At 48.3% G+C, this 24363-nt stretch carries 15 protein-coding genes and 1 riboswitch; of the genes, 5 read left to right on the forward strand and 10 right to left on the reverse strand.

Going from position 1 to position 24363, the window contains the following annotated elements; genetic code table 11:
* Window positions 1-3 precede the first annotated feature (3 nt).
* From IEW26_RS24050 to IEW26_RS24060, 3 genes are all read right to left on the reverse strand, one after another.
* The gene (locus IEW26_RS24050) at window positions 4-1038 is read right to left on the reverse strand and encodes a cytochrome d ubiquinol oxidase subunit II (protein WP_188594212.1); all 1035 of its coding nucleotides are present in this window, start codon (window positions 1036-1038) and stop codon (window positions 4-6) included.
* Complete coding sequence (locus tag IEW26_RS24055; RefSeq protein ID WP_188594213.1) at window positions 1035-2381, reverse strand: cytochrome ubiquinol oxidase subunit I; 1347 nt, start codon at window positions 2379-2381, stop codon at window positions 1035-1037. Before IEW26_RS24055 ends, IEW26_RS24050 begins: the two co-directional genes overlap by 4 nt.
* A gap of 418 nt (window positions 2382-2799) precedes the next feature.
* A complete protein-coding gene (locus IEW26_RS24060; RefSeq protein ID WP_188594214.1) occupies window positions 2800-5646 on the reverse strand; it encodes a PAS domain-containing sensor histidine kinase in 2847 nt (948 codons plus the stop codon).
* 305 nt (window positions 5647-5951) lie between these two features.
* On the opposite strand from IEW26_RS24060, the gene IEW26_RS24065 reads away from it, so the two are divergent.
* The gene (locus IEW26_RS24065) at window positions 5952-6650 is read left to right on the forward strand and encodes a response regulator transcription factor (protein WP_111268389.1); all 699 of its coding nucleotides are present in this window, start codon (window positions 5952-5954) and stop codon (window positions 6648-6650) included.
* Between the two features lie 67 nt (window positions 6651-6717).
* Here IEW26_RS24065 and IEW26_RS24070 read toward each other — a convergent pair whose 3' ends face one another.
* A complete protein-coding gene (locus IEW26_RS24070; protein ID WP_188594215.1) occupies window positions 6718-7134 on the reverse strand; it encodes a hypothetical protein in 417 nt (138 codons plus the stop codon).
* A gap of 251 nt (window positions 7135-7385) precedes the next feature.
* Between IEW26_RS24070 and IEW26_RS24075 the strand changes: the two genes are divergently transcribed.
* From IEW26_RS24075 to IEW26_RS24090, 3 genes are all read left to right on the forward strand, one after another.
* On the forward strand, window positions 7386-8528 hold the full coding sequence (locus IEW26_RS24075) for a virulence factor (RefSeq protein WP_145406022.1): 1143 nt from the start codon (window positions 7386-7388) through the stop codon (window positions 8526-8528).
* Window positions 8529-8678: 150 nt separating this feature from the next.
* Window positions 8679-8896, forward strand: a riboswitch (Lysine riboswitch).
* Between the two features lie 114 nt (window positions 8897-9010).
* Window positions 9011-10513, forward strand: a complete 1503-nt coding sequence (locus IEW26_RS24085; protein ID WP_145406020.1) for an amino acid permease — start codon at window positions 9011-9013, stop codon at window positions 10511-10513.
* A gap of 146 nt (window positions 10514-10659) precedes the next feature.
* Complete coding sequence (locus tag IEW26_RS24090; RefSeq protein WP_188594217.1) at window positions 10660-11289, forward strand: class D sortase; 630 nt, start codon at window positions 10660-10662, stop codon at window positions 11287-11289.
* 163 nt (window positions 11290-11452) lie between these two features.
* Here IEW26_RS24090 and IEW26_RS24095 read toward each other — a convergent pair whose 3' ends face one another.
* Both IEW26_RS24095 and IEW26_RS24100 read right to left on the reverse strand, forming a co-directional pair.
* A complete protein-coding gene (locus tag IEW26_RS24095) occupies window positions 11453-16027 on the reverse strand; it encodes a collagen binding domain-containing protein (protein ID WP_188594218.1) in 4575 nt (1524 codons plus the stop codon).
* Window positions 16028-16203: 176 nt separating this feature from the next.
* Window positions 16204-17094, reverse strand: coding sequence for a LysR family transcriptional regulator (locus tag IEW26_RS24100; protein ID WP_188594263.1), 891 nt, complete (start codon window positions 17092-17094; stop codon window positions 16204-16206).
* A 127-nt stretch (window positions 17095-17221) separates the two neighbouring features.
* On the opposite strand from IEW26_RS24100, the gene IEW26_RS24105 reads away from it, so the two are divergent.
* A complete protein-coding gene (locus IEW26_RS24105; protein WP_188594219.1) occupies window positions 17222-18292 on the forward strand; it encodes a branched-chain amino acid aminotransferase in 1071 nt (356 codons plus the stop codon).
* Window positions 18293-18459: 167 nt separating this feature from the next.
* Here IEW26_RS24105 and IEW26_RS24110 read toward each other — a convergent pair whose 3' ends face one another.
* The 4 genes from IEW26_RS24110 to IEW26_RS24125 all read right to left on the reverse strand — a co-directional run bounded on the left by IEW26_RS24110 (window position 18460) and on the right by IEW26_RS24125 (window position 24134).
* Window positions 18460-19587: a transglutaminase domain-containing protein gene (locus tag IEW26_RS24110; protein WP_188594220.1), complete on the reverse strand. Its 1128-nt coding sequence runs from the start codon at window positions 19585-19587 to the stop codon at window positions 18460-18462.
* A gap of 250 nt (window positions 19588-19837) precedes the next feature.
* Window positions 19838-22237, reverse strand: coding sequence for a YcdB/YcdC domain-containing protein (locus IEW26_RS24115; RefSeq protein ID WP_229730006.1), 2400 nt, complete (start codon window positions 22235-22237; stop codon window positions 19838-19840).
* A gap of 213 nt (window positions 22238-22450) precedes the next feature.
* Window positions 22451-23404: an alpha/beta hydrolase gene (locus tag IEW26_RS24120; protein ID WP_229730007.1), complete on the reverse strand. Its 954-nt coding sequence runs from the start codon at window positions 23402-23404 to the stop codon at window positions 22451-22453.
* A gap of 103 nt (window positions 23405-23507) precedes the next feature.
* Window positions 23508-24134, reverse strand: a complete 627-nt coding sequence (locus IEW26_RS24125; RefSeq protein WP_188594222.1) for a bifunctional 4-hydroxy-2-oxoglutarate aldolase/2-dehydro-3-deoxy-phosphogluconate aldolase — start codon at window positions 24132-24134, stop codon at window positions 23508-23510.
* Window positions 24135-24363: the final 229 nt, after the last annotated feature.

A 24363-nucleotide genomic window follows, 5' to 3' on the forward strand; every position in this document is an offset into this window, starting at 1 on the left:
ATATCATCCTTTCTTTTTTCCCGCGTTGCCACGTACGTAATTGGCATCAAACAGGAACAGCTTCATAATCAGCACCAGTGACGGAATGAGCACCAGCAGTCCCAGACTGAAAGCCGTAATCAATGCAATGCCCATCGTTCGGTTGGTAAAGCTGTCATAGATGTTAATGTAAGGGTACAGAATGTAGGGCAAATGCGAGCGACCATATCCATACCATGCAAAGGCAAACTGGAGCATCACTGCGATAAAACACCAGCCCAAATACTTCTCTTTCCACACAAGCGATACCGCGACCACAAAACAGATAAACGATGCGATAAACATCCAGGACATGCCCACCATCTGCTCAAAGTGAGCCGGGTTCTGTTTGTTGATTTGCAGAAAAGCAAGAAAACTCGCAAAAATGGTGGGCAGGCTCCACAGCAGCGCATATTCCCGAAGCACCTGAAAGGCCGTCTCATCCCCCGCCCGCTTCGCATAATAGGACAGGAACATCGCCGAGATATACAGCACACTGACCAAAGCCAGCAGTACAACAGACCACGTATAGGGATTCGTCAAAAATTCACGCCAGCGAAAAAACACCTTTTCGCCCACCTGCTCAATTATCCCGCCTTCGGATATGGCCAAAATGGTAGAGAACACCGCCGGAATCAGCAATCCCGTTGCTCCATATAGCGCCAGATAGATTCTGCTGTTTTTTCCATGGTTGCCATAGGTATTATAAGCGTAATACACGCCCCGAATCGCCAGCAGTACAATTGCCAGTGAGCCTGGTACAAGCAGGGCCGTACCATAATAGAAGGCACTGTCGGGATAAAAGCCGACCAGCCCTACCACAAAGAAAATGAGAAACACATTCGTCACTTCCCACACCGGGGACAAATAGCGCTGAATGATGTTATGAATTTTGTTCTCATGTCCGGTCAATATGCTGTAAAAGCTGAAGAAGCCCGCGCCGAAATCAATCGACGCCACAATCAGATAACCGAACAGGAACGTCCACAATATCGCGATGCCTGCAATTTCGAAGCTCAATGCACGATGCCTCCTTCCAGTCCAAGCGAATCCAGTTCCTTCTCCGCTTCCTTGTTACGGAACAGCTTGCTGATCACACGGATGCAGGAGAAGCACAGCACCAGATAGAGCAGAATAAACAGCACCAGCATCCAGCCCACGGAGGTGGAGGTGGTAGCCGCTTCAGCCACTTTCATGTACCCGCGCAAAATCCAGGGCTGTCTGCCTACCTCGGCAAACATCCAGCCCAGCTCGATGGCAATCATGGCGAGCGGCCCCAGCAGCACGATGCCAAGCAGCAGCCATTTGGGATATGGCTTGCGTCCTGGAAGCCAGCGGCGCAGCACATACAGCACCGGGATCAATAGAATGATGACACCTGTCGTCACCTTCAGATCAAACATGTAATGGATAGACAGCGGCGGTCTCAGATCGGCAGGAAACTCTTCCAGTCCTTTTACTTCGGTATCCGGCCTATTGCCTGCCAGGATGCTTAGCGCGTAGGGAATTTCAATCGCATATTTGACCTCGTTATTCTCATCCAGAATTCCGCCATAGACAAGCGGTGCTTCCTTCATCGTTTTGAAATGCCACTCGGCAGCAGCCAGCTTCTCCGGCTGATATTTCGCCAGAAATTTACCGGATGAGTCACCGATCATAACGGTGCTGATCGCAAATACAAGCGCAGATATCGTCGTGAGCTTGAGCGCTTTTTTGTAATAGACATGATCCCGCCCGCGCAGCAGGCTGAACGCTGCAATACCTGCCAGCACACCCGCACTCAAGGTATAGGATGAGGCAAGAACATGGGATACTTTGGTAGGTGTTGCCGGGTTGAGCATGGCAGCAATCGGGTCAATATCCTTCATGATGCCGTTGATCAAGGTGAAGCCTTGCGGCTGGTTCATGAAAGAGTTCACCGTTGTAATAAAAATTGCGGAGGCGGATGAGCCAAGAGCTACCGGAATGAGCAGCAGCATGTGCGTATACTTCTTTTTGAAACGGTCCCAGGTATAGAGGTAAATCCCGAGAAAGATTGCTTCCACGAAAAAGGCGAAGGTCTCCATAAACAGTGGCAGTGCAATCGCCTGCCCGGCGACACGCATAAACATCGGCCACAGCAGGCTCAGCTGCAGCCCGATCGATGTGCCTGTAACTACACCAACGGCCACGGTAATGACAAATCCTCGCGCCCACCTTCTCGCGAGCAGCGTGTAATGAATATCATTGGTACGCAATCCCCGCCATTCAGCCAGAGCAATCATGAGCGGAACACCTACGCCGATGGAAGCAAAGATGATATGCACAAACAGGGTCAGGCCGGTCAATATCCGGCTCAGCAGAACAGGGTCCAGAGATGACATGGGTACACTCCTCTTTCGGTGTAATGATTATTGATCTCGTACTTTGTTGTTGTTGTATCGTTATGGGTTATGTACAGCGGCGGATTCACTTTGCCCTGAGCGGTCGCTCAGTAACTCATAATGCGGATGATGCTTTTGACAACCGCATACAGTACCACTACAGCCGCCACCAGACAGACGATAATGAGCTTTTTCTCTTGATTGCGAAACATAAACGTGTCGTCCTCCTTTTTGCACAGGATGCAAATTATGGCTCTATATACAGTGTGCAAAAGTTTCCGTTTTTTTATCCCGGATGACGATAAAACAAAAAATATAATCATGAAAAAGCATGACGATAACGACAAAAAAGACCCTTATCCTTGTGCACAGCCAAGTGCCAAAAGATAAGAGCCTCCGGTAGAGTCAAAATAGAGTGTCAGAGAACCACCTCATGCTTAGGCAGCCGTACTTTAAACGTGCTGCCCTTGCCCGGTGCCGACATAAAGGTCAGGCTACCGTGATGATCCTCTACAATTTTGCGAGAAATGTACAAGCCCAGACCCGTGCCACCAATCTGACGATGGTCCGAATTGTCCACACGGTAAAATTTATTAAACAGCATGTGTTTCTCACTCTCCGCAATGCCAATGCCATAATCCCGCACATCAATGCAGAGGACGTCGTCTTCCTCCCATAATGTGACATCAATCCGATCTGCTCCAGGAGAATATTTCACTGCATTGCCGATCAGATTATGGAGCACCTGAACGATTCTGTTCTGATCTGCATAAGCAAAAAGATCACCGTTAAATGCATGCACATATATTCGCTGGGAAGATTTTCGATTCCACTGCTCCGCCACACCTTCTACCAGCTCCACAAGTGGAGCATAGGTCATGTGATAGGTCATGCCATCATTGTCGAGACGTTGAATGTCCAGCACATCATCCAGCAGGCTGCTCAGACGTTTGCCCTCCGATGAGATCGTCTCCATAAATTCTTTACGCTGTGATGCCGGAAGATCATACATCAGCATCAGCTCGACATAACCCATAATCGTTGCTACAGGGGTGCGAAGCTCGTGAGAGACTACACTAATCAGTTCATTCTTCATGCGATTCAGCCGTTCTTCCCCTGTCAAATCACGGAATACGAGCAGAAATCCATGATTTTTACTCGGTACATCCATCTGCTTCATGTACAGGGAAAACACACTTTGCTCTACATTGTCGAAATAGAAATTCGTCTCAATAAATGCCTGTTCCCCGTTCAGAAATGCTCTGGTCTGCTCCGTCAAATTAAACCCATCGGTTAGAACCATCGTATCAATCGCCTGGGCCAAATCGATAATGGATTCTCCCAGGAAATTACCCAGCCCAAACATTTCCTCTATCCGGCGATTCACAATGGTGATGGTGCCCGAATGATCTGACATCACAAGTCCTTCACGGACGGACTCGATAAACTGTTCACTGATATCGCGCTGCTCTTGAATGGCTGCCTTCTCCTGGAACAGCTCCAGATTCAAATGCTCCAATACAAGGGCATGACGCACCCGGTCTTCTTCGGCACGTGTGCGTTCGGTAATATCCTTGATAAACAAGTTATAGAGCGTCTCGTTGTTTCCAAGCTGAATCTCCACAATTTTATATTCTATCGGAAAAATGGTGCCGTCGCGGATACCCGATATTTCATCAACGGTCGTGTATCTTTTACCCTCTACAAACTCATATCGCTCAAGCATCTTTTTGATTTCCTGACAGCTGATGCCTTGAAAAAGAGACGGAGCTTCCTTCTGCAGCACAACCTCTTCCCGTTCAAGCCCGAACATTCTCTCTGCCTCGGGATTGAATTCAATAATCATTCCATGAGAATCCACAGCAATAATTGCGTCAATGGATGACTCAATAATAGCGCGTTTAATCTCCTCGCTGTTCTTCAGCTCTTTGGTACGGGCGATGACCCGGTCTTCCAGTGTTAATTTGTCGAGCCGAATCTGCTCGAACTGTTCGAGCAGCACATCTGCCATTTTGCGCAAGTTTCCGATCAGAATCTGAACCTCGGTCACATGGCTGCTCGGCCAGTCCAAATTCCGATTGCGGAACAGAAGCCGTGGAAGGGAGCCGGTTAGCCGGGTCAGCCGCAGTAAAGGACTGACCACTTTGCTGCTCAGCGGCGCAGCCACAATCATCGATGCGACAATAATCACGAATAAGGATTGCAATGTTGTCAGATATATGTTTTCGATCTGAGGGTAATATTGTGACGAATTGGTTTCGACGAATACTCGGTAAGGTGTGCTCAACGCATCTTCCGCTTCATAGATAAAAGACGCCTTTCTCCAATGGTCCAGTGCATCACTGTAATGAATTCCCTTGGAGTTCAGCAACATGGGGCCTCGCAACGAAGTTAATACCTCGAAAGAACTCAGGTCCACTGATTCACCCGGCTGAAGGGTAGAAAGCCCCGAAACGACAACGCGGTTATTCCGATCCAGCAAAATCACGTTCACACCCAGCAGGTGGTGATACCTCTCCACATTTTCTGCAACATTCTCGGGTGTAACATATTGCCTGTTCAGATCCTGGACAACAGCACTTGCTGCATGCCTCATATCACGCAAGATCGCATCATTCATCTGGTTTAGCTGTCTGCGGCTATCCGCAGATAACAGAACTAGGGAAACAAACACTACAAAAGCGACAACATATTTAAACGCAATTCTTCTCAGTGGAATCGTACCAGTCCGTTTCGCCTCATGCTCACTCAAAGTCGCCCAGAAATCCACAACAATGCCTGCGATCAGTGCATTCACCATACTTACAACAGCGATGTACATATACTCATACTTTGTATCTTCAACGCTCAAACCTAATACATAGTGCCCGTAACAGATCACAGGAAGCAGCATCACAACCCAGAAAACAGCATTCGCCTTGATCAAACTGCCCTTCTCGCAACGCAGCTGCCAGCCTAACATCCACCCTAATTCTATAAAATGTGCAGACATGACATAAAAATAATGCGAGTCCAGGCCCGTAATCAGTATCCTGGACAGACATATTAACGCAAGTGTGATAAAAGCATATAATCCCCCGTATATTCGGAGGGCAATCAGCGCCGCAGCACTCATAATCATGAACTGTACGCCATAGAACAACGTATATGGAACAATGGCATTGATGGTGCCAAAAAGGATCAGAACCATCGTTCCAATCCAGGGTTGTCTCAGTTGGAGTACCACCCATTCCCGCAGATTTCTCACTCCCGTTATCCCGTTCATAGGTATGTATGCTCACCGCCCGACTCGTTGTAATTCTTCAGGAGATAACAGTGATGCCCCGATCTTTTTCCCCTTAATTCATTCTGATCCATTATACTGTAATTAAGCTCTGTTGTACGTTTGGGAATATTTACGATTCGGCAAAAAAATATACACATGTTACACTACGTTAATAATATCTAAAGTCATTTACAGGTTACATATGCTTCCTATATTCTGGAATAGAAACATTAAAATTTTTGCAGTTTTTTTAGCCATTCTCTCGTATTTTCTTAACAAATCTATGTCACCAGGAGTGTGAAGTGATGTCAATCAAAGTACTTCTTATAGAAGATGAAAAAAACCTAGCGGACATGATCGCTTTTTTTCTTGAGGAGGAAGGATACATAACCGAGCGGGTTCACCATGCCCGTGAAGCACTTCATTTATTTCCACAGTTTCAGCCAGATATTGTTGTAACCGATTTGATGCTGCCGGAGATTGACGGTAATGAGCTCGTGGATGCTTTTCGTCAAAACTCCACCGTTCCTGTGCTGATGATCTCGGCAAGCACGATGCTAAACGACCGGCTGCGCGCCTTACATAATGGTGCCGATGACTTCCTCTGCAAGCCCTTCAGTCTGAAGGAACTGGACGCGAGAATTAAAGCTTTGCTGCGGCGGTCTACTATTACGTATCAGGAGAAACCGATTAAAGAAAATCATACCGTTGATGAAGCGGGACAGATTAGTGTAAATGAGTACCGAAGAACATTATTTGTGAACGGTGTTGAAGTCGAGGTAACTCACATTGAGTTTGAAATCATGAAGGAATTATATCGCAATCCTGGCAAGGTATTCACCCGCAATGAGCTGATGGACCGAATTAAAGGTTCGGAACGTGCCTATCTGGATCGAACCATTGATGTACATATCTCCAGTCTGCGCAAAAAAATAGAGCCTGACCCCAAAAATCCACGTTATATCAAAACGGTATGGGGCACAGGCTATAAATATATCGTCTAATTCATTAGTTCAGTTTCATAAACAACTTTGGTTAAACCGTTATTCAGGCACCATGCTTTTCATCGTTCTACCTGAGGTATAGAACGGAAGGCATGGTTATTGGTGCTCCATATTCCAAAGTGTGCAGCCACTGTTCAATGCTTCTCTTCAGCTGATCAGGATGTTGCTCATTCCATAGCATCATCTTCACAGCCCCCGTACCCGTAATCTGCTGCAGGTGACGTTTGCGAATGGATGATTGAAAATCGGTAAGCACCAACACAGGCACATCGGGTACAAAAGCACGAATAGCCTTGGCTGCGGCAACAGCCTGTTCAGCATTTCGGTAATCCACAATGCAATAACGGGATTTCTCCCAATCCCCTCGTCCTGTTTCTTTTACTGAATCCGATGGCGCAGAATCAATCCAATCCATAAACAATTGAATAATTTCCTCGTAGTTGATACATCGCTCTCCATCTGTTAGTACAGCAACAGGTTCCATAGGTATACCTCCATTAGCTTCTTCCCACTATTGTGTCATGTTTCATTTAAAAATGTTTGTGTGCAAACATGAAAGAAGTGTTAACAATCTTCGTATTTCTTCACATCCTTAACATGTTTCGTTGGGGAGATTAGCATAGAGCCAGCCACGATTTCGCAGTTTTCCTGATTTGATGTAAAATAGAGCTACACCCGTGTGATTAACTTTACGGGAGAACACGTATCAAACTGGTATTATAGGAGGTTGCACCCATGAATATCATTTCCATCGAACCAACACCGAGTCCAAATACAATGATGCTGCATCTCGACGAACGTCTGGAGGACGGGATTCGCAGAACCTATACTCTGGATAACGAACGTTCAGCTCCGGCGTTTATTCGTCAGATGCTGCACATTCCCGGAGTCAAAAGTGTATTCCACACGACTGACTTCGTTGCGCTGGATCGAAAAGGTAACGCGGACTGGTCGGTTATACTCGGAGAAGTGCAGAGCCGTCTGGGTCAGGAAGGCATCGACCTGGACTGGATTGAATCCGAGGATGCTTCAGGTGAACACTTCGGAGAAGCGCAAGTGTTTGTACAGTTTTTCCGCGGAGTACCCATGCAGATTCGTGTCAAAGCCGGAGCTAAAGAGGAACGGATTTCCCTGTCGGACCGTTTCGTCAAAGCCGTCACCGAGGTTGCCAGCGCTACGCTGATCAAGGAACGCAAACTGACCGATTATGGCGTACGTTACGGCGAACTCCCGGATATTGCACGGGAAGTCGAACAGGAACTGGAGGCGGCCTATCCTCCCGAACGGTTGGAGCAAGTGATTCAGCAAGCGATTGCGCATGGTACCAATACAGAAGAGTTTGTTGAACGCCGCCGTGCCCTGGATGGAGCAGAGCTGGAAGCAGCGCTGCGCAGCGAAGACTGGAATGTCAGATATGCTGCACTGGACAGCATGGAGCCAACGGAGGAAAGACTCCCACTGGTTGCTCAGGCACTGCGTGACAGCAAGATGCAGATTCGTCGTCTGGCTGTTGTGTATCTGGGGGATATCCGTACACCGGAAGCGATGGAGCTTCTCTATGAAGCACTTCGCGACAGTTCACCTGCTGTAAGGCGGACAGCTGGCGATACATTATCAGACATCGGTGATCCGGCTGCGACACCAGCCATGATTGAAACGTTAACCGACAAAAGCAAGCTGGTGCGCTGGCGTGCAGCCCGTTTTCTATATGAGGTTGGAACCGAGGAAGCAGAACAGGCACTGCGTCTTGCCGCTGAAGACCCTGAGTTCGAAGTGAGCCTGCAGGCCAAGATGGCTCTGGAGCGCATCGAGTCTGGTGAACAAGCCGCCGGAACGGTATGGCAGCAGATGGCTGGACGAAACAAAAAGCAGGAGTAGCAGTATCTTTGGGCTGAAGACAACCAACATTTGTTATTGCACTGTAAAACGAGTAGCGGTATACTTGTTGTCTGTTTGATAAACAGATTGCACGCTGCTCTAGCGTATTTCAAAAATTTCATAAACAATAGATACACCTCATCCATAGTATGGTGAGGTAGAGGTCGCGGGTGCGATCAGTACGCTGAAGGAGGCGCAAGGAGCCGCTTATGAGATCAGCCGAAAGGTGTACCCGCCGAAGCTCAATGGACGTTCCTTCATCAGTCCGATTGAGCTGGGGCTGCAGCCGAAAGGTGCAGAACTGTCACAGCAAGCATGCAATACCTTGGGACAAGGTATGCTTTCTTCTGTGTTGAGCTATCTTAATCGTCAAGGACATGGTGCGGACATTGAATATAAAGACCGCAGGCTGATGCCTGTGGTCTTTTTTTGGTTTATGGAGCTATGATCTGCATCAGCATTACAAATGAAGGAGTGTTTTCATGCAAGACCGCAGCAACCGAACACCATCAACAACGACAAATTCAACAACCGGGCCTTCCCTGAAAAAAGGATTGCGTGCCCGTCACATGACCATGATCGCTTTGGGCGGTTCGATTGGTACCGGGCTGTTTCTGGCAAGCGGTACGGCCATCTCAACAGCAGGACCGGGCGGTGCCCTGCTCGCCTATGCAGCTGTCGGAATCATGGTTTATTTCCTGATGACCAGTCTGGGTGAACTTGCAACTTTTATGCCGGACTCCGGTTCTTTTAATACGTATGCCGCCCGTTTCGTTGATCCTGCTCTCGGCTTCGCCATGGGCTGGAACTTCTGGTACAACTGGGCAGTGACCATTGCGGCCGAGCTTGCTGCTGCGACAGTGCTGATCAAGTACTGGTTCCCGGACAGCTCATCCATGTTATGGAGTCTGCTTTTCCTAGTGCTGATCTTTGCCTTGAACATTCTGTCTGTCAAAGGATATGGAGAATCCGAATACTGGTTCGCAATTATTAAAGTCGCGACCGTTATTATCTTTCTTACTGTTGGCGTATTGATGATCTTTGGCATTATGGGTGGCGAGGCGGTAGGCTTCAGCAACTTTACGATTGGTGATGCGCCGTTCCACGGCGGATTCTTCGCCGTGCTCGGCGTGTTTATGGCAGCGGGCTTCTCTTTCCAGGGAACGGAGCTGATTGGCGTCGCAGCTGGCGAAAGCGAGAACCCGCGTGAAAACGTACCTCGTGCCATTCGCCAGGTCTTCTGGCGTATTCTGATCTTTTATATTTTGGCGATTACGGTGATCAGTTTGATTATCCCGTATACTCACCCGAACCTGCTCAAAGGTGATCTCGAAAATATCGGCGTCAGCCCGTTCACCCTTGTCTTTGAAAAAGCAGGACTTGCGATTGCAGCTTCTGTCATGAACGCCGTTATTCTGACTTCCGTGCTTTCAGCCGGCAACTCCGGCATGTATGCTTCAAGCCGGGTGCTCTACGCCCTTGCCCGGGATGGTAAAGCCCCCCGTTTTCTTGGCAAGCTTAACAAACGCGGCATTCCGATGAACGCCCTGCTTGTGACAACCGCTGTAGGAATGCTCGCCTTTCTGGCCTCTCTCTTCGGTGATGGTATTGTATATACGTGGCTGTTGAATGCATCCGGGATGTGCGGATTTATTACATGGCTGGGTATTGCTATCAGTCATTACCGCTTCCGGCGCGCCTACGTTGCACAAGGCCGCGACCTGAGTGAGCTGCCTTATCGTGCACGGTGGTTTCCGTTTGGACCGATCTTTGCTTTTGCCCTGTGCATCATCGTCATTCTGGGGCAGAACTATCAAGCCTTTACAGGTGACCAGATTGACTGGAGCGGAGTACTTGTCGCATATCTGAGCTTGCCGCTGTTCCTGATCCTCTGGCTCGGCTACAAATGGATCAAAAAGACCAAAGTTGTGCCGCTGCAGGAATGTGACTTCTCCCCTGCTGAATCATCAGATATCAAGGCGTAAAGCTGATGCTTTTATTCTCATCCCCTGTTCTACAGAGTGCTCTGTATGGAACAGGGGATTTTTCTGTCCATATTTTGTATAGGTTGATCCGTACAATAGATAAAGGAAACATCTATTATACTTTCGACCCGAAGGAGAGAGGCACGTTGAAGAAGTGGTCTGTCCTGCTTGTGCTGTTAGGTCTATTGGTGATCAGCTTTCCATCGCTGCAAGCCATGTATTATGACTGGCAGCAAACCCGCGTACTGGATGAGCTGGAACAACTGCAAACAGGCCTGTCCCAGCTAAATCACACCTTCGAACGCAGCATAGAGAACGATCATTCAGACCAGAAGAGAACCCTCAAGACTGCAACAGCTAATCCATCCCTATCATCTGGAACACTCGGGACGATCTCTATTCCTGTCATTGATGTGCGTCTGCCCATTCTGGAAGGGGCAACTCAGGAAAATATGAAGTTTGCGGCAGCTCATCTGGTGGAAACAGCTGCCATTGGACAATCGGGTAATGCTGCCATTGCCGCTCATCGTGCGCATCGAAAGGGGCGCTTGTTTAATCGGCTGGGCGAGCTCCAGATTGGCGACTCGGTGGAGATCACAATTGCCAACCAAGCGGCCCTCCACTACAAAATTGACCGAATTTCTGTCGTAGAGCCTTCGGATGTATCTGTGCTGGAAGATCCCGGGCTTGGACAGGTTCTAACCTTGATTACCTGTGATCCGCTGATTGATGCGACACACCGGCTAATTATACGGGCTGTAAAGGTGAATTCTTAACGGTCTTTGCTGCAGCTGTACGTGGTATCGACTTAACAAAAGAGCGCACATCAAAACACCCTCCCGCCTGCCTGCGAAGCTTAATTCTTCGCGGCAAAGGCGGGAGGGTGTTTGGTTATCGTTATAAATATAGATTCAGATCAAGAGTGCCCGACATCTGGCTTTAACGTTGGGATTGCTCTCTCCGTCGGAAGTACAAGAAACTGGCACTTCCAATGGCGATCAACATCAATCCCGAGACTGTGTAAGCCATAGAGCTTTCTTCACCCGTCTTAGGCAGCATGCCTTGGGCTGATGTAAGGCCGCTGTTCCCCGATGAACCCTCACTCTCGGACTCTTCTCCGGCTGAAGGTGTAAGTACACCCTCTTCCCCCGTATCTTCTCCTTCTGTCACCTGAGGCCCGGTCATCTCTCCATCCACAGCTTCAGGCGCTGAAGGTGAAGGTGATTCTTCCGAAGGATTCCCCGGCTTGTCTGTACCCCCGTTCTCTTCTGAAGGTACTGAAGGGGTTGTTACAATCGTACCCGGCACTGATATTCCTGGTGTTTCTTGTACCGGTGTGCCTGGTTTATCAGGATCTGGATGGTTTGGTGTAGTCGGTTGTGGTGTACCGCCTGTACTCGGCGTTCCCGGATTATACGGTTCACTTGGTCCACCTGATACAGGAATAGCCTGATTTGTTTTCTCTACAACAACAGCTTCGGTTTGTTGATTCGTAATCTCAAAAGTCATTGGCGTCTGATCCAATTGGTATCCAGACGGTGCCTTGACTTCAACTAATTGATACGTATTCGGTTCAAGCTGCTGCAGATGGAGTTCACCATGAAGATCCGTGGTCAATGCTGCCGGATCAATACCGGCTACCACATTAAACAGCCATTCTCCATCCGGCCCCATCACTGCGGATTGAGCACGTAATTCAAAGATTGCACCTTGCAGATGCTGCGTTCGGCTTGCATTGTATTTCACCAGTTTTACCGAACGGTCATTTTCTTTATTTTCAATCGTTATCTGTGTGTCTGGCTGAGTGATAGATACCTTTGTTTCCGGGTTTTCAATCACAAACCCTTCAGCTTTCGTTTCCACCAATGTATACACACCGTAAGTGAGATTGCTGAATTCAATGATTCCCTGTTGATTCGTACCCCCGGTATCGACCACGTTATTGGCGGAATCACGCAGTTCGAATTCAATCCCGCTTAATGGAGACTGATCCTTGGCATTCACTTTCGTCAGGGTCAGTTTACCTCCTGTGCCGAGCTGATTTGTTTTCGTAAGCGTCACAATCTGTGTCTGATTCGCTGTAATGGTGAATGGAATAGATGTACTATCCACCATGTAGAAATCTGGCGCCTGAATTTCAACCAATTCATACGTGCCTGCTTCCAGATCTCCCTTTGCAATTCTGCCGCTCACTCCTGTCGTAAGCTCATCCAGCTTCTCACGTGTGGAACCCTGAATACGGTACAGCTCAAAAACGGCTCCCTCCAGCACCTTGGTGGAATCGGCTGCATCCCTCTTGGTCAGCTCAAAGCCCTGGCGGATTTGTTCGTTGATGATCTCGAAGGCTGCTTCTGCATCCTTGAATAAAATGGTTTGACCTGGAGCCGAAGCAAAATTCGGATCTGGCAGGTATCCTGCGGGCGCTGCAAGCTCCTTAAGTCGATATGGAATTCCATTTGTCAGATGCAGACGATAATTCCGGCTGCTTTCAGCCATTCCGTTCTCATCTGTTGGTTCCAACGTTTCCAGAAGGATCGTGCCGGACGCATTGTAGATGGCAAAAATAACGCCTTCCAGCGGCTGTCCAGTATCATCTATCTTATGCACCTTGACTTTACCCAGACCCGTGGATGCCCCTCCGCCAGCACCAGCCAAGGATACCCGAATCCCCGACTGATTACCTTCTCCTACAACGGAGAAAGAATGACCTGCAAACTCAACCTTGTTCTCAATTCTCTCGCCGTCATCTGCGTTAATGTAAGATTGGTACTCCAGGAGATATGCTGTGTTTATGTCGTTCTTAAATGTAAAGGTAAAGGTATTACCATTCACCAACAGATCGTATTCCGAAGGATCAACCAGTCCTGCCTTCACAGAAACATTACCTGAATTGTTTGCAGGCAATTGCACCTCATAAAGCTTCAATGAATCGGCAAGCAAAATCTGATTGCTGGATAACGTGTCAGTTAATTGGGAACCTGCGGTAACGAAGGACTGACTCGGATTAACATTCACAACCCATGAAGCCAGATCGGATGTCCCTTCCTGGCGACCTATTTTGCTCACATATACTCCGCCATGAGCAGGTGTAACGGCTGCTGTTTTATTAAAACGTACAGGTCCGCCTTCACCATCTGTCAGCACAGCATGATTGCTGTACGAGCCCTCTACTGCAAATTCTCCATCCAGACTTGTCTGATACACTACGCGGTAAGCTTTTTTACCGATGTCACCCAGGTTAAGCGTGAAGCCTTTGCCATCCGGGTCAAGCTGGAATTGTGCCGATGATATCGTGATTTCGTCCCCAACCGAAGTCACGTTGTTAGCACCCTTCAATTCGAGCTCATACACCTTCAATGAACCATCCACAAAGGATTGGTTTCCAGTGTAAGCATCCTTGAGAATGGCTTCCTGAATATCAAACAGATTGTAGTTCACGTCGATGGTCCAGGTCATTGCTTTATCTCTGGCGCTATAATCGCCCCGCTTATTACCATTTTCAATGGTATAGCTTTGCGGTCGGACAACGGCAGACTTGGTAATGGCGGCCTGCGCAACATCTGCTTCCTTCCAGTTCAACGTAGCGGTGTTGCGATATTCATTGTTTGTTGGCATGCCTGCCGTTGGATCAAAACTCGTTTTATAAGTGATTACATGCTGCTTATCAATGATACCGCCCGGCTTGAGATGAATGCTGAATCCTTTTTCAAAATTCACATCCGCCGGGTCAGCCACAGCAGGTGCCACCTCAAACTGGTCCTTTTGATCACCACTGATCTGCAGACTGCCCGGAACAAGCTTCATGTGTCTGCCTGAGTAATCGTCTGTGATGACAATGTCCGTCATCTCTTTCTGATCCCGGTTCAGCACAATCTGCCACTCGATCTCTTTGGCATTGAAATTCTCACTTTTTACACTCTTCGCCAAAATGACTTCTTCAATGTTTTTATGACCTTCTTTGGTCGTGCCATCCTGTGCATTCACCGTATTAACGATGGTCTCATTCTCGTACACCCGCTGTATGGCTTGAGTTTTGTATTCAATCTCATAGGCTTTGTTAATATCACTGTTGAATTGGAGCTTGAACCCCTCTTCAAAACCTGTGCCGACACCATTTACTGTGTAGTCAGAGGGAACAACGAGCGTTTTTGCTCCAGGTCGACCATCCGATTGAATCTCGACTTCATACACATTCAGCGACCCTGTTACGAGCCTTTGCTTCGCCGTATCAAAACGGTCTTCAAGCCACGCATTGGCCTGTGTAATCGCTTGCTGATTATAGTTATACTGCACCTCCCATGTAATCGTCTGCGTAACCGGGTCGTATGCACTTTCTTGCCCCGACTTGTTCAGCGGCTCATTGAAGCTGACTGTCACACGGCCAACATCGGATTTATTATACTCATTCTGATCCGCTGTAAGAGTCACTTCATTGGCATAAACTACCCCAGTGTAAGGAGCACTCGTGGGTGCCTGAACGCTCGTTGTATAGGTGATGCGATAGGCTTTGTCGATGTCTCCCAAGTTGACAGGAAACTGTGCTGCTCTGTCGACGACCGGACCTTCCTTCACAGAACCGTTCAACTGAACCTGCAGCTCGCGGATCTCGATATCCCCCTCAAGCGAAAGCCCCGGCGGCAGGGTATCTTCCAACACGACATTGGTCATGCTCTTCTCGCCCTGGTTGAAATCTACTGTCCAAGCAATCTGATCCGAGTTGAAATTATTTTTATTTGCTTTTCCTGATTTCTGAAGCTCATCCTTTGCGGTATTTGCAAAATTCACATCAATAGTGCCTTGGCCTGCACCGCTAAAGTCAATCTTCTGTTTAAGTCCGTCTTCCATTTTACTCTCGTCAAAACGCAGCCAGACATAGAAATTCCCTTCTAATTGCGCGTGTTCAAGCATTTCATTAAAGGTAAAAACAATCGTACCGTCCGGGTTCACAACATATTCGCCGACACCCCCGTCCAGGCCGCCCTTCAGCTGTGAACCTATAATAAATTTGTCAGGCAGACGGAATGTAAAGGTCGATCCATCTCCATAAGCGTGGGCATCATCCCCGAATCCCCATGTAAAAACAACAGCAACCTCATCCGATATCCGTGGACGAATATCTTCAATCTTATCTCCCCTGACTTCAATCTGACCGTTGCTGCCTTCCTCCGGTTTCTGGTTGTACATCTGCACACTAGTGATCAGATTCTCCTGAATTTCTGAAGCCGCAGCAGTGGCAGCCAGTGGGGCTACATCTGCAGGTTCAGCTTCCTCCGGAGTTGCAATATGTTCCGTATCCCCGATCCCCGGCGATGTCTCTTCATCCGTAGCAGCACCCTGATCTTCAGGGAGCGTACTCTCTTCCTGTGCAGATGGTGAAGATGGATCATCCATTGTACCGACTGACATATGATTTGTGTCATCCTGAGCATACACCGTTGATGTTAACACCATCCCTTGCAGCAATTGCGTCACCAGCAACAGTGCAATCAACATAATGCTCACTCGTCTCCTCATGTTACACGTATCCTCCTCGCTCATATGGTTAGCAAACGCCGAGGAATAGAATAACAGGGCGACCTATACAAATCATAGACAGCGAACAATCGGCAAAATGTTTACAATTAATATGATTACGCCTGGCAGTTTAATGGAATACACACAGCTCAGTACGTTCTTCCTGCCTCCCTTCCTCATATCTCGAAAGTCTTGATAAAGTTCCTCGCGCTCTTGGAGAGGTAACGATCCTTGATCCATATCAAACCCACTTCCGAATAGAGCTCTGTATTCGATAGCTCATACAAGACAATACTCGTCAGTGGAAACGAAGCGAGTACCGACTTCGGCAAGATCGTCGCACCGATACCTGCAGTCACCAACGCGAGAATGATCGCAACGCTGGAACACTCGCACAAAATATGTGGTTCATGGCCAGACTCACGAAACGACTTCAGCACACGGTCGTGCATGCCGGTGGTCAAATCACTTTTCAAGCTGAGAAAAGGATACTGAGCCATCGCTCCCATCTCCAGCCTTCGATCTTCTGAAGCCTGAGGCCAACTACTGGGTATTAGGGCGACGATCGGATCGGGAGGCAGGTGTATTACAGTGTAACGATCAGGATCGGAAGCAGCCTCAAAAGGAAGACGCGCAACAATGAGCTCTAGGTTCCGTTTCTCGAGTTGATCACCGAGAAGGAAGTGGTCACCTTCGTTGATTTTGAAGGTAACGCGTGGATACAGTTCGTGGAACCGCTCGATGCGCTGTGGCAGTAGAGAAACGCAAGAAACGACAGAGCCGATCGAGAGTGTACCATGAATGCCCTCGTCCAGTTCCTGCACCTCCTCGATCGTCTCCTGGAACTGGCATAGAAGCTGCTCGGCTCGTTGACGCAGAAGCTGCCCTGCATGCGTGAGTGCCAGGCGTTTGCCGCTGCGGTCAAACAAAGTAACGCCGAGCTCACTCTCAAGAAGCTTCATCTGCCTGCTGAGAGGCGGCTGCTCCATATTCAAACGCTTGGCTGCGCTGGTAACTTGTCCTTCCTCAGCGACTGCAAGAAAATATCGAAGCTGGCGAATATCCATTCGACGCGTAGGCCTCCTTGTCATATACCTTAAAGGTATATTCTTTCTACAAAATAGATATTTCCAATATATCTTGCTAATGATTACTATACAATTAACAAATACATCAATTAAGGGTGACGTAACAATGATGCAACCAATTCATATCGAACACACGAGCGCTCCTAAACCAAGACCGAAGGCTAGCGACATAGGGTTTGGAAAATATTTTACGGATCATATGTTCATTCTCGACTATGATGACGGGAAAGGATGGCATGATGCGAGAATTCAGCCGTACCAGCCGATTACACTGGATCCAGCGGCCAAAGTATTCCACTATGGGCAGGCGATCTTCGAAGGGCTTAAGGCGTACAGGACCGAAGCAGGTAATCTCGTGCTGTTCCGTCCCGAAATGAACATAAAGCGATTGAACCGCTCAAATGACCGAATGAGTATTCCGGTAATTGATGAGGAACTGGTGCTTGAAGCGTTGCATCAGTTAGTCTTGATCGATCAAACCTGGATTCCGCACGAGCCCGGGACGTCACTCTATATAAGGCCTTTTGTGATCGCAACAGAGGATATGTTGGGAGTCTCGCCATCGAAACAGTATAAGTTCATGATCATCATGTCGCCAGTCGGAGCTTATTATGATGAGGGAGTCAAGCCTATTTCTATCTATGTAGAATCTGAGTTTGTTCGTGCAGTGGCGGGCGGGGTTGGTCATGTGAAAACCGCCGGTAACTATGCGGCAGGTCTAAAAGCGCAGGAGGGCGCGACGTTGCAGGGATGCGCGCAGGTGCTCTGGCTCGATGGGGTACATCGCAAATATGTGGAGGAAGTTGGTAGCATGAATGTGTTCTTCCACCTCGGCGACAAGATCGTAACGCCTGCGTTGACAGGTGGTCTGCTGCCAGGTATTACGCGGGATTCCGTCATTCATTTGCTACGGTATTGGGGATTGAAGGTGGAAGAGCGCCTGTTCTCGATCGACGAACTTGTTCAGGTGCAGAAAGACGGCAATCTTAAGGAGATGTTCGGCACTGGTACGGCGGCGGTCATTTCCCCGGTCGGATCGTTAGTTTGGAAGGGCGAGACGCTGACGATCGGTGACGGATCGATCGGTGAGCTGGCTGCACACTTGTATGAGACGATAACAGGTATCCAAACCGGACGGATCGAGGATCCATTCGGTTGGCGAGTCGTTCTTAAGTAGCTAATACAAAAAGGATAGAGTCTACAGATGTAATCTGGATCTCTACCCTTTTTTACATTCCATCAATAAAATGTATCTACAATTGTATTCAATTATTTCTTGCTGTTGGTTATAGTAGGGTTTTCTGATTTTTAGATTTTTATAAAAACCTGGCTCTATACTCTCTACTATAAGGTCCAGGTAATTTTGACACGCAGGTCTGTAGTGCCGTCCATTTTAGAGACAAAATAAGATATCGATTTCATGCCCAATTGGTACAAATCCTGCAAATCTTTAATCAGACTGCTCTCGGTGCCTTTATACCTGAACGTCAGCGACGTACCGCCCTCTTCCAGTACAGCCTGCACTTTGCTTTGCAGCACCTTTCGTTCCTTAACAGCATCCTGCTCGTCATATAAAGAATACTCCAGTGCATGATAGAGCTTCTCATATACCTCCTGCTTGCTTCCTCCAGCCTTCACCAGTTGAAGCAGTGCATCACGGTATGGCGCAGATGCCGCAGGATACTTGTTTTTGCCTGTCCAGACGTGATCACGCGCCATTTCCTTGTCACTTAACAAATAATAATTGTGGCTCACCACGCCTTTGCGGTCAGGGGTTGGATCATCCCAGGTTGTATCCATGTGATACCATTTGCCATCCAGCTTTACCAGGTTCCAGGCGTGGAGCTGCCCGCCTGCTGTTCCTTCGACAATGCGATTCTCGATCCCTACACGCTCCAGCATGCGATAAGCAAGCAGGGAATATCCCTGACATACGGTACTGCCTGTGGCAAGTCCGTCATATGCTGTATATTTTTTCAAAGACGTATCATAAGAGAGATTCAGCACAATCCAGTCATGAATAACCTTCACTTTCTCATGGCTGGTCATGCCGGGTTTGATTATTTCTTTGAGTACATTAGCGACTTTACGATTCACATAATCGGTCTGTGCTTTCGTCTCCCGATAAGAGAGCGTCACATGGACCTCGGCTGAAGTATTCGAGCCTTTATAGTTAAACGCATAGCTTTTCACCGTATATTGAATATAGGGGTCGCTCTTCATCGCTTCGTCGATGGAGGTTTGCAGCTGTTTCTTCAGGCCCTTTACATTGCCCTTGTAGGTAAACACCAGTTCTTCTGTGCGCTGTGACATCGCATTTAACAACGTCTGACGCAAATCCGTCGCTGTGGACAGTTCCGAATTACCTGAGGCAGCATATAATTGATCCAAATCAACTGTATGCGGCAGCCAGGCCGCAATGAGACAACCTGCCAGTAATAAGGTAATCACTCGTTTACCCTTTTTGCCCATGAAAGGAACCCACCCCTCTTCACTAGATGATCATGACTTATTGTATCATAAAACCTCTTGCTTTCCCTGTTCTATATTTCTTATTTTACAATTTCAAAAGAAACAGGACCCTCCTACGGAAGGTCCCTCGATCTTTGGTTTGCACCCGTCATTTTCCCGTTTCTTTCATCCTATGACCTATTATCGAAAAATATGAGCATTGACTGCAAGATGGCAGAAGGATTGCAGTGCATAGAACGTCTGTCTGATATTAATAGAGACGACTGCCACTCATGAAGTGGTCTGTTTTGCCCTGAAGCTTGGCAAGCCGTTCAAGAACTTGAGCCGCTTCAGCTACCGTTACTTTACGTGCAGGCATGAATCTGCCCTCAATGGAAGGCAGCAATCCAAGCTTGAGACTTAACGCTACCGCTCCCTTGTTGCTGATCGCACCGGCATCTGCAATGTTAGGCAGATCGGATGGCAGTGCATAGAAACCAGCCAGCTTCTCGTAACGCAGAATGCGGACAAGCAGTTCCGCCAGTTCTTCACGATTCATCTCTTCCTCGGGCTTCAGTTTTTTCTCGGCATCTGCTCCGCCAAGCCAGCGCTGATCCATCAGCATTTTTACCGACTTGTAATATGGGCTGTCTATCGTTACGTCAGCAAAAAGCTTGTCATTGCTGTCGCTGTTATAATACATATCCATGTCCGGATTAATTGCCCGCGCCAAATAATTGAACCAATCCCCGCGGGTGATCACCCGATCCGGGAATACACGTCCCTGCTCGTCTGGCAGCAGGACTCTGTGCTTGACCATGCTTTGCAAAGCTGATTCAGCAACATGCCCCGCAATGTCTGTCGGCTCTGTTTGAGGTGTTGAACCTGCTCCGCCATACATGAAGAACCAATCCCCTGTATTGGCATCCAGCATCTCGTTCAGATTATAGATCGATTTCATATCGCTGGCAGGCACATAAGCCAGGTTAATACCAAAAGGTACAGGTTCGCTACGGCCCAGGCTGTACCCGCCATATTGGGCGTAATTCAGCGTTAATTTGTACTTTTGCAAATAAAGCTGCTTGGCCTGCTCCTGGCTAATCCCCGGTTTGGTACTCGCCGGGAGTTGTTCAGACGTTGCGGCGATGTGAGTATATAACTCAGTAATTGCTCCGTCGTTCATGACCTGCACTTGTACCGTGTCATCCTGAACCTGAATGCCGTTCAAATAACGCTGGAACAGGAACGTACGGGCATTGTCCGTTTCAATAACTCTGTTCAGCTGGAACTGCTCCTTGGCATTCGGGACAACGGAGATTATCGTATTCATTGCCAGCTTCTCCGCCTGCTGTGCAGTAAGCTCCTTATGCTGCTTCTCCTGATCCGGCTTCTCCTGACCCATCTCTGGTCCGACCCGCTGCATTAAGGTATAGCTGTAAATCTGACCAGTCACTGCATCAACCTGAGCCGAAATATCACGCATGAACATATACGAGATGTTCGCATTGCGATTGCTCCAGCTCAGACTCCATACCTGATTGCTCGTGCTGCCATAATATCCTTTACTTAACTGGCTGTGATCGAGCTTGTAATCCTTCGGTATTTCAAAGTGGGCTGCAACCCGTTCTGCCGCCTGCTGCACATTCAAACGTGAACCGCTTGCTGCTGTAAAAGCCGATGCCGTGCCCGTCACTTTTTTATTTTGCGCTTCATTGCTCTTCTTCTCAGCTTTACCCGTCAATGAATCAATTCGCTCTAATGTATTGGCATTGATCGGTCCCATGCTGCTGCCCTTTGGCAAATAACCGAGAACATAGGGCTGACCTGGCTTGGAAGAAAAACGGTTCTTGGAGATGTATGCCAGCTCCACTTCGAACTCCTTCTCAAAAATCTCTCTTGCCTTCTGCTCCGATGCCTTAGGCTGGGAGGAAGGATACTTTGCCGAGGTGGTTGTGCGGGAATAAGCTGTAGCCTGTCCCCTCTCATCCACACTTATGTAGACCTTCTCTGCCTCCGATAAGATGCCATCATGTTTGAGCTGATAGCCAAACTGATATTGCTTGTGTCCAAACAGTGCTTCCTGTTCCGTCGGTGAATAAAGTGCACTCAGATTTACATACTCATCTGCCCCAAGTCCGGGAATAGCCTTGTACAAAAGCTCCAAAGCTGTTCTCTCCGCTTCCTCCTTCGTCAGTCGAACATCGGAAGCCTCCAGCTGATTCTCTAACCATTCAGATGGCAGATGCACACTCAGCACTTCCCCTGTACCTGCGTGTACACTCGCACTGAAGCCCATGGAGTGGTTGCCTTGTGTAATCTGGAATCCGATATCCCAAGCCTTGTAATCTGGCGGCGGATACGAATTTGGCGAATCAAATTTTGCGGACGAGATCGTCGCTTTTTTTAACATTGGAAACAGCTTTAATATATTGTCAGCGGCTTGCCTGGATGAAATCTTTGCACCCTCCGGCACGTCATTGCTTGTTGCATCCTGTTGATCATTTTCCCCCGTTACGGCTTCATTCACTGAGCCAGCTCCAGCCTGAGCAGCGGATGCGCTGCCTGTCAAACCCGGCGCCTGTGTCGTAAACAGCAGTGTCGCCATCGCAGTGGCTGCGGCTTTGGCAGTGAACGTTTTAAACCTTCCATTCATGTTCCAATCCCAACTCAAAATGGTTACCTCTCCCTTCGATTCCATGCGGAATGCATGATAAATACTTTTGCATGAATTTTGCCATTCAACTCTATGATACCATAAGCTTCCTTTTTAATCGCTGTTTTCCGGATAATTTACAATTGTGAATTTTTGTTATAGTTTATTGCCACAACAAAAAAAACGCCAATCAAGTTGGCGTTTTCTCATTATTGCTTATGCGCTGATGCATCAGGATACATCTGTTTTGCTGTCCTGCATCGCTTCTATGTGATTCTGCACAGTTTGATGCGGCACGGAACGAACATGCGACTTGAGGAACGGAATAACCGTATCCCAGAAAGCCGGGTCTTCCTCAGAACAGCTGTGTCCCTCACTGTTGACCCAAAGATGCTCTACCGGCGGATCGGCTTTGGACATAAAATATTCAAGTTCACTGGGCGGGATGAAATTATCTCCTTTGGAATGTACCATGAGCAGCGGCAGCTGCATGCCTTTTCGTCGTTCGTTAAGCTGCATCACCGGATCATTCTGCTGATAGGTTTTCAGAGACTCGCCCAGACGCCAAAACCAGATTCGTGGAATGACTTGTGCCAGCGGGAACAAGGGCAGACGCCGCCGTCTCAGCTCCGAACTAACGATCACCTGAAACTGTGATGGCATTGAATCGGTAATCACAGCCGCTACCGGAATGCCTTCTGTCAGTGCCAGAATTGTTCCCAGTCCGCCCAGCGAATGTCCTAACACACCGACAGCTTCAGGGTTAATCTCGGGTCTGCCAGATACGTAAGTCAGTGCAGCCAGCAGATCGTCCCGAAACAGATAGGCTGATGCTGCACGAACCGGGTCACTGGCACCATGACTGCGTACATCATACATGAGCAGCGCATATCCGGCTTCCCAGATCGGACGTGCGTATCGCAGCACACGGGAACGGTTAGAGCCCCATCCATGTGCAATAATGACAAGCGGCCATGGCTCGGGAACATCGGATTTTGCCGGAATGAACCAGCCCTGCACCTGTCCTCCGCCACTCTCAAACGTAATATCCTCGAAGGGCATTGGCGGCTTCATCGTAATCGGAATTTTTTTGGGGGTCTGGCTTTTGACCGCCGCCTGCCATAGTCCTCCCGCGGTTACAGCAGCCACAGCCAGCATGCTGCCAATCATCGTTTTCGCTTTCACAAGGCGTCTCTCCTTCCCGGCTTCTGATAAGCTTTAATTTATATACCCAAAGTTTCTGTATTGCTTCACTGCCTTACTTTCCTCTACTCTGACTCTGAATCGATCATCTATTTGCTGCTTCTACAAATGCTTGAGCTCGATCGGCAATCTGCATTATATCTCCTGACACCAGGGCTTCTTTAGGTAAAAGCGCACTGCCCAAGCCTACCGCGGCTGCACCCGCTGCGTAATACGCCGCAATATTCTCCAAGGTCGCTCCACCCGTGGCCAATAGAGGAATATGATCCAGAGGTGCCTTGATCTCACGCAAATATGGAATGCCCAGACTGGCCATCGGAAACAGCTTAACTGCCCGTGCTCCTGCCTCATACGCAGCAACAATCTCTGTTGGTGTCATCGCCCCTGGCCAAATGTCTATGCCGTGTTCTACAGCATATTCAATGACTGACAGATCGACATTGGGAGACACCAGAAATTGTGCGCCAGCTGCGACGGCTTCTTTCGCCATGCTTACGTTCAGCACTGTACCTGCACCGATATAAGCTTGTCCTTCATGACGTTCGCGCCAATCCGCAATAATCTGATGTGCATTCGGCGTGTTCAGCGTCACTTCCATGAGGCGAATGCCTCCGTTCGTCATACCCTGGCCGGCTGTCACCGCCTCTTCCCGGCTTATGCCGCGAACGATGGCCACAAGTCTGGATTCCAATAGGATTTCGGTCAGCTTCATCTCCACTCACTTCCCCTTGCTTCGTTTAATTCCGGCAGCCGAGGACCCGTCATCGTGTTCACCGCTTCTCCGTTAATGACTATTGTAATGCATATTCTCTCCTGGTTGAAATACATTAATCCATCACATCCTGCAGGAGCAAAGATCAAAGCAAATTGAGAATAGGTATGAGCAGCTCATTTTCTTTTTTCGAACAAACAAAAACCCCTTTCAATGAAGAGGCTTAAAA

This window comes from Paenibacillus silvae, from assembly GCF_014639235.1.
Taxonomy (GTDB): Bacteria; Bacillota; Bacilli; order Paenibacillales; family Paenibacillaceae; genus Paenibacillus; species Paenibacillus silvae.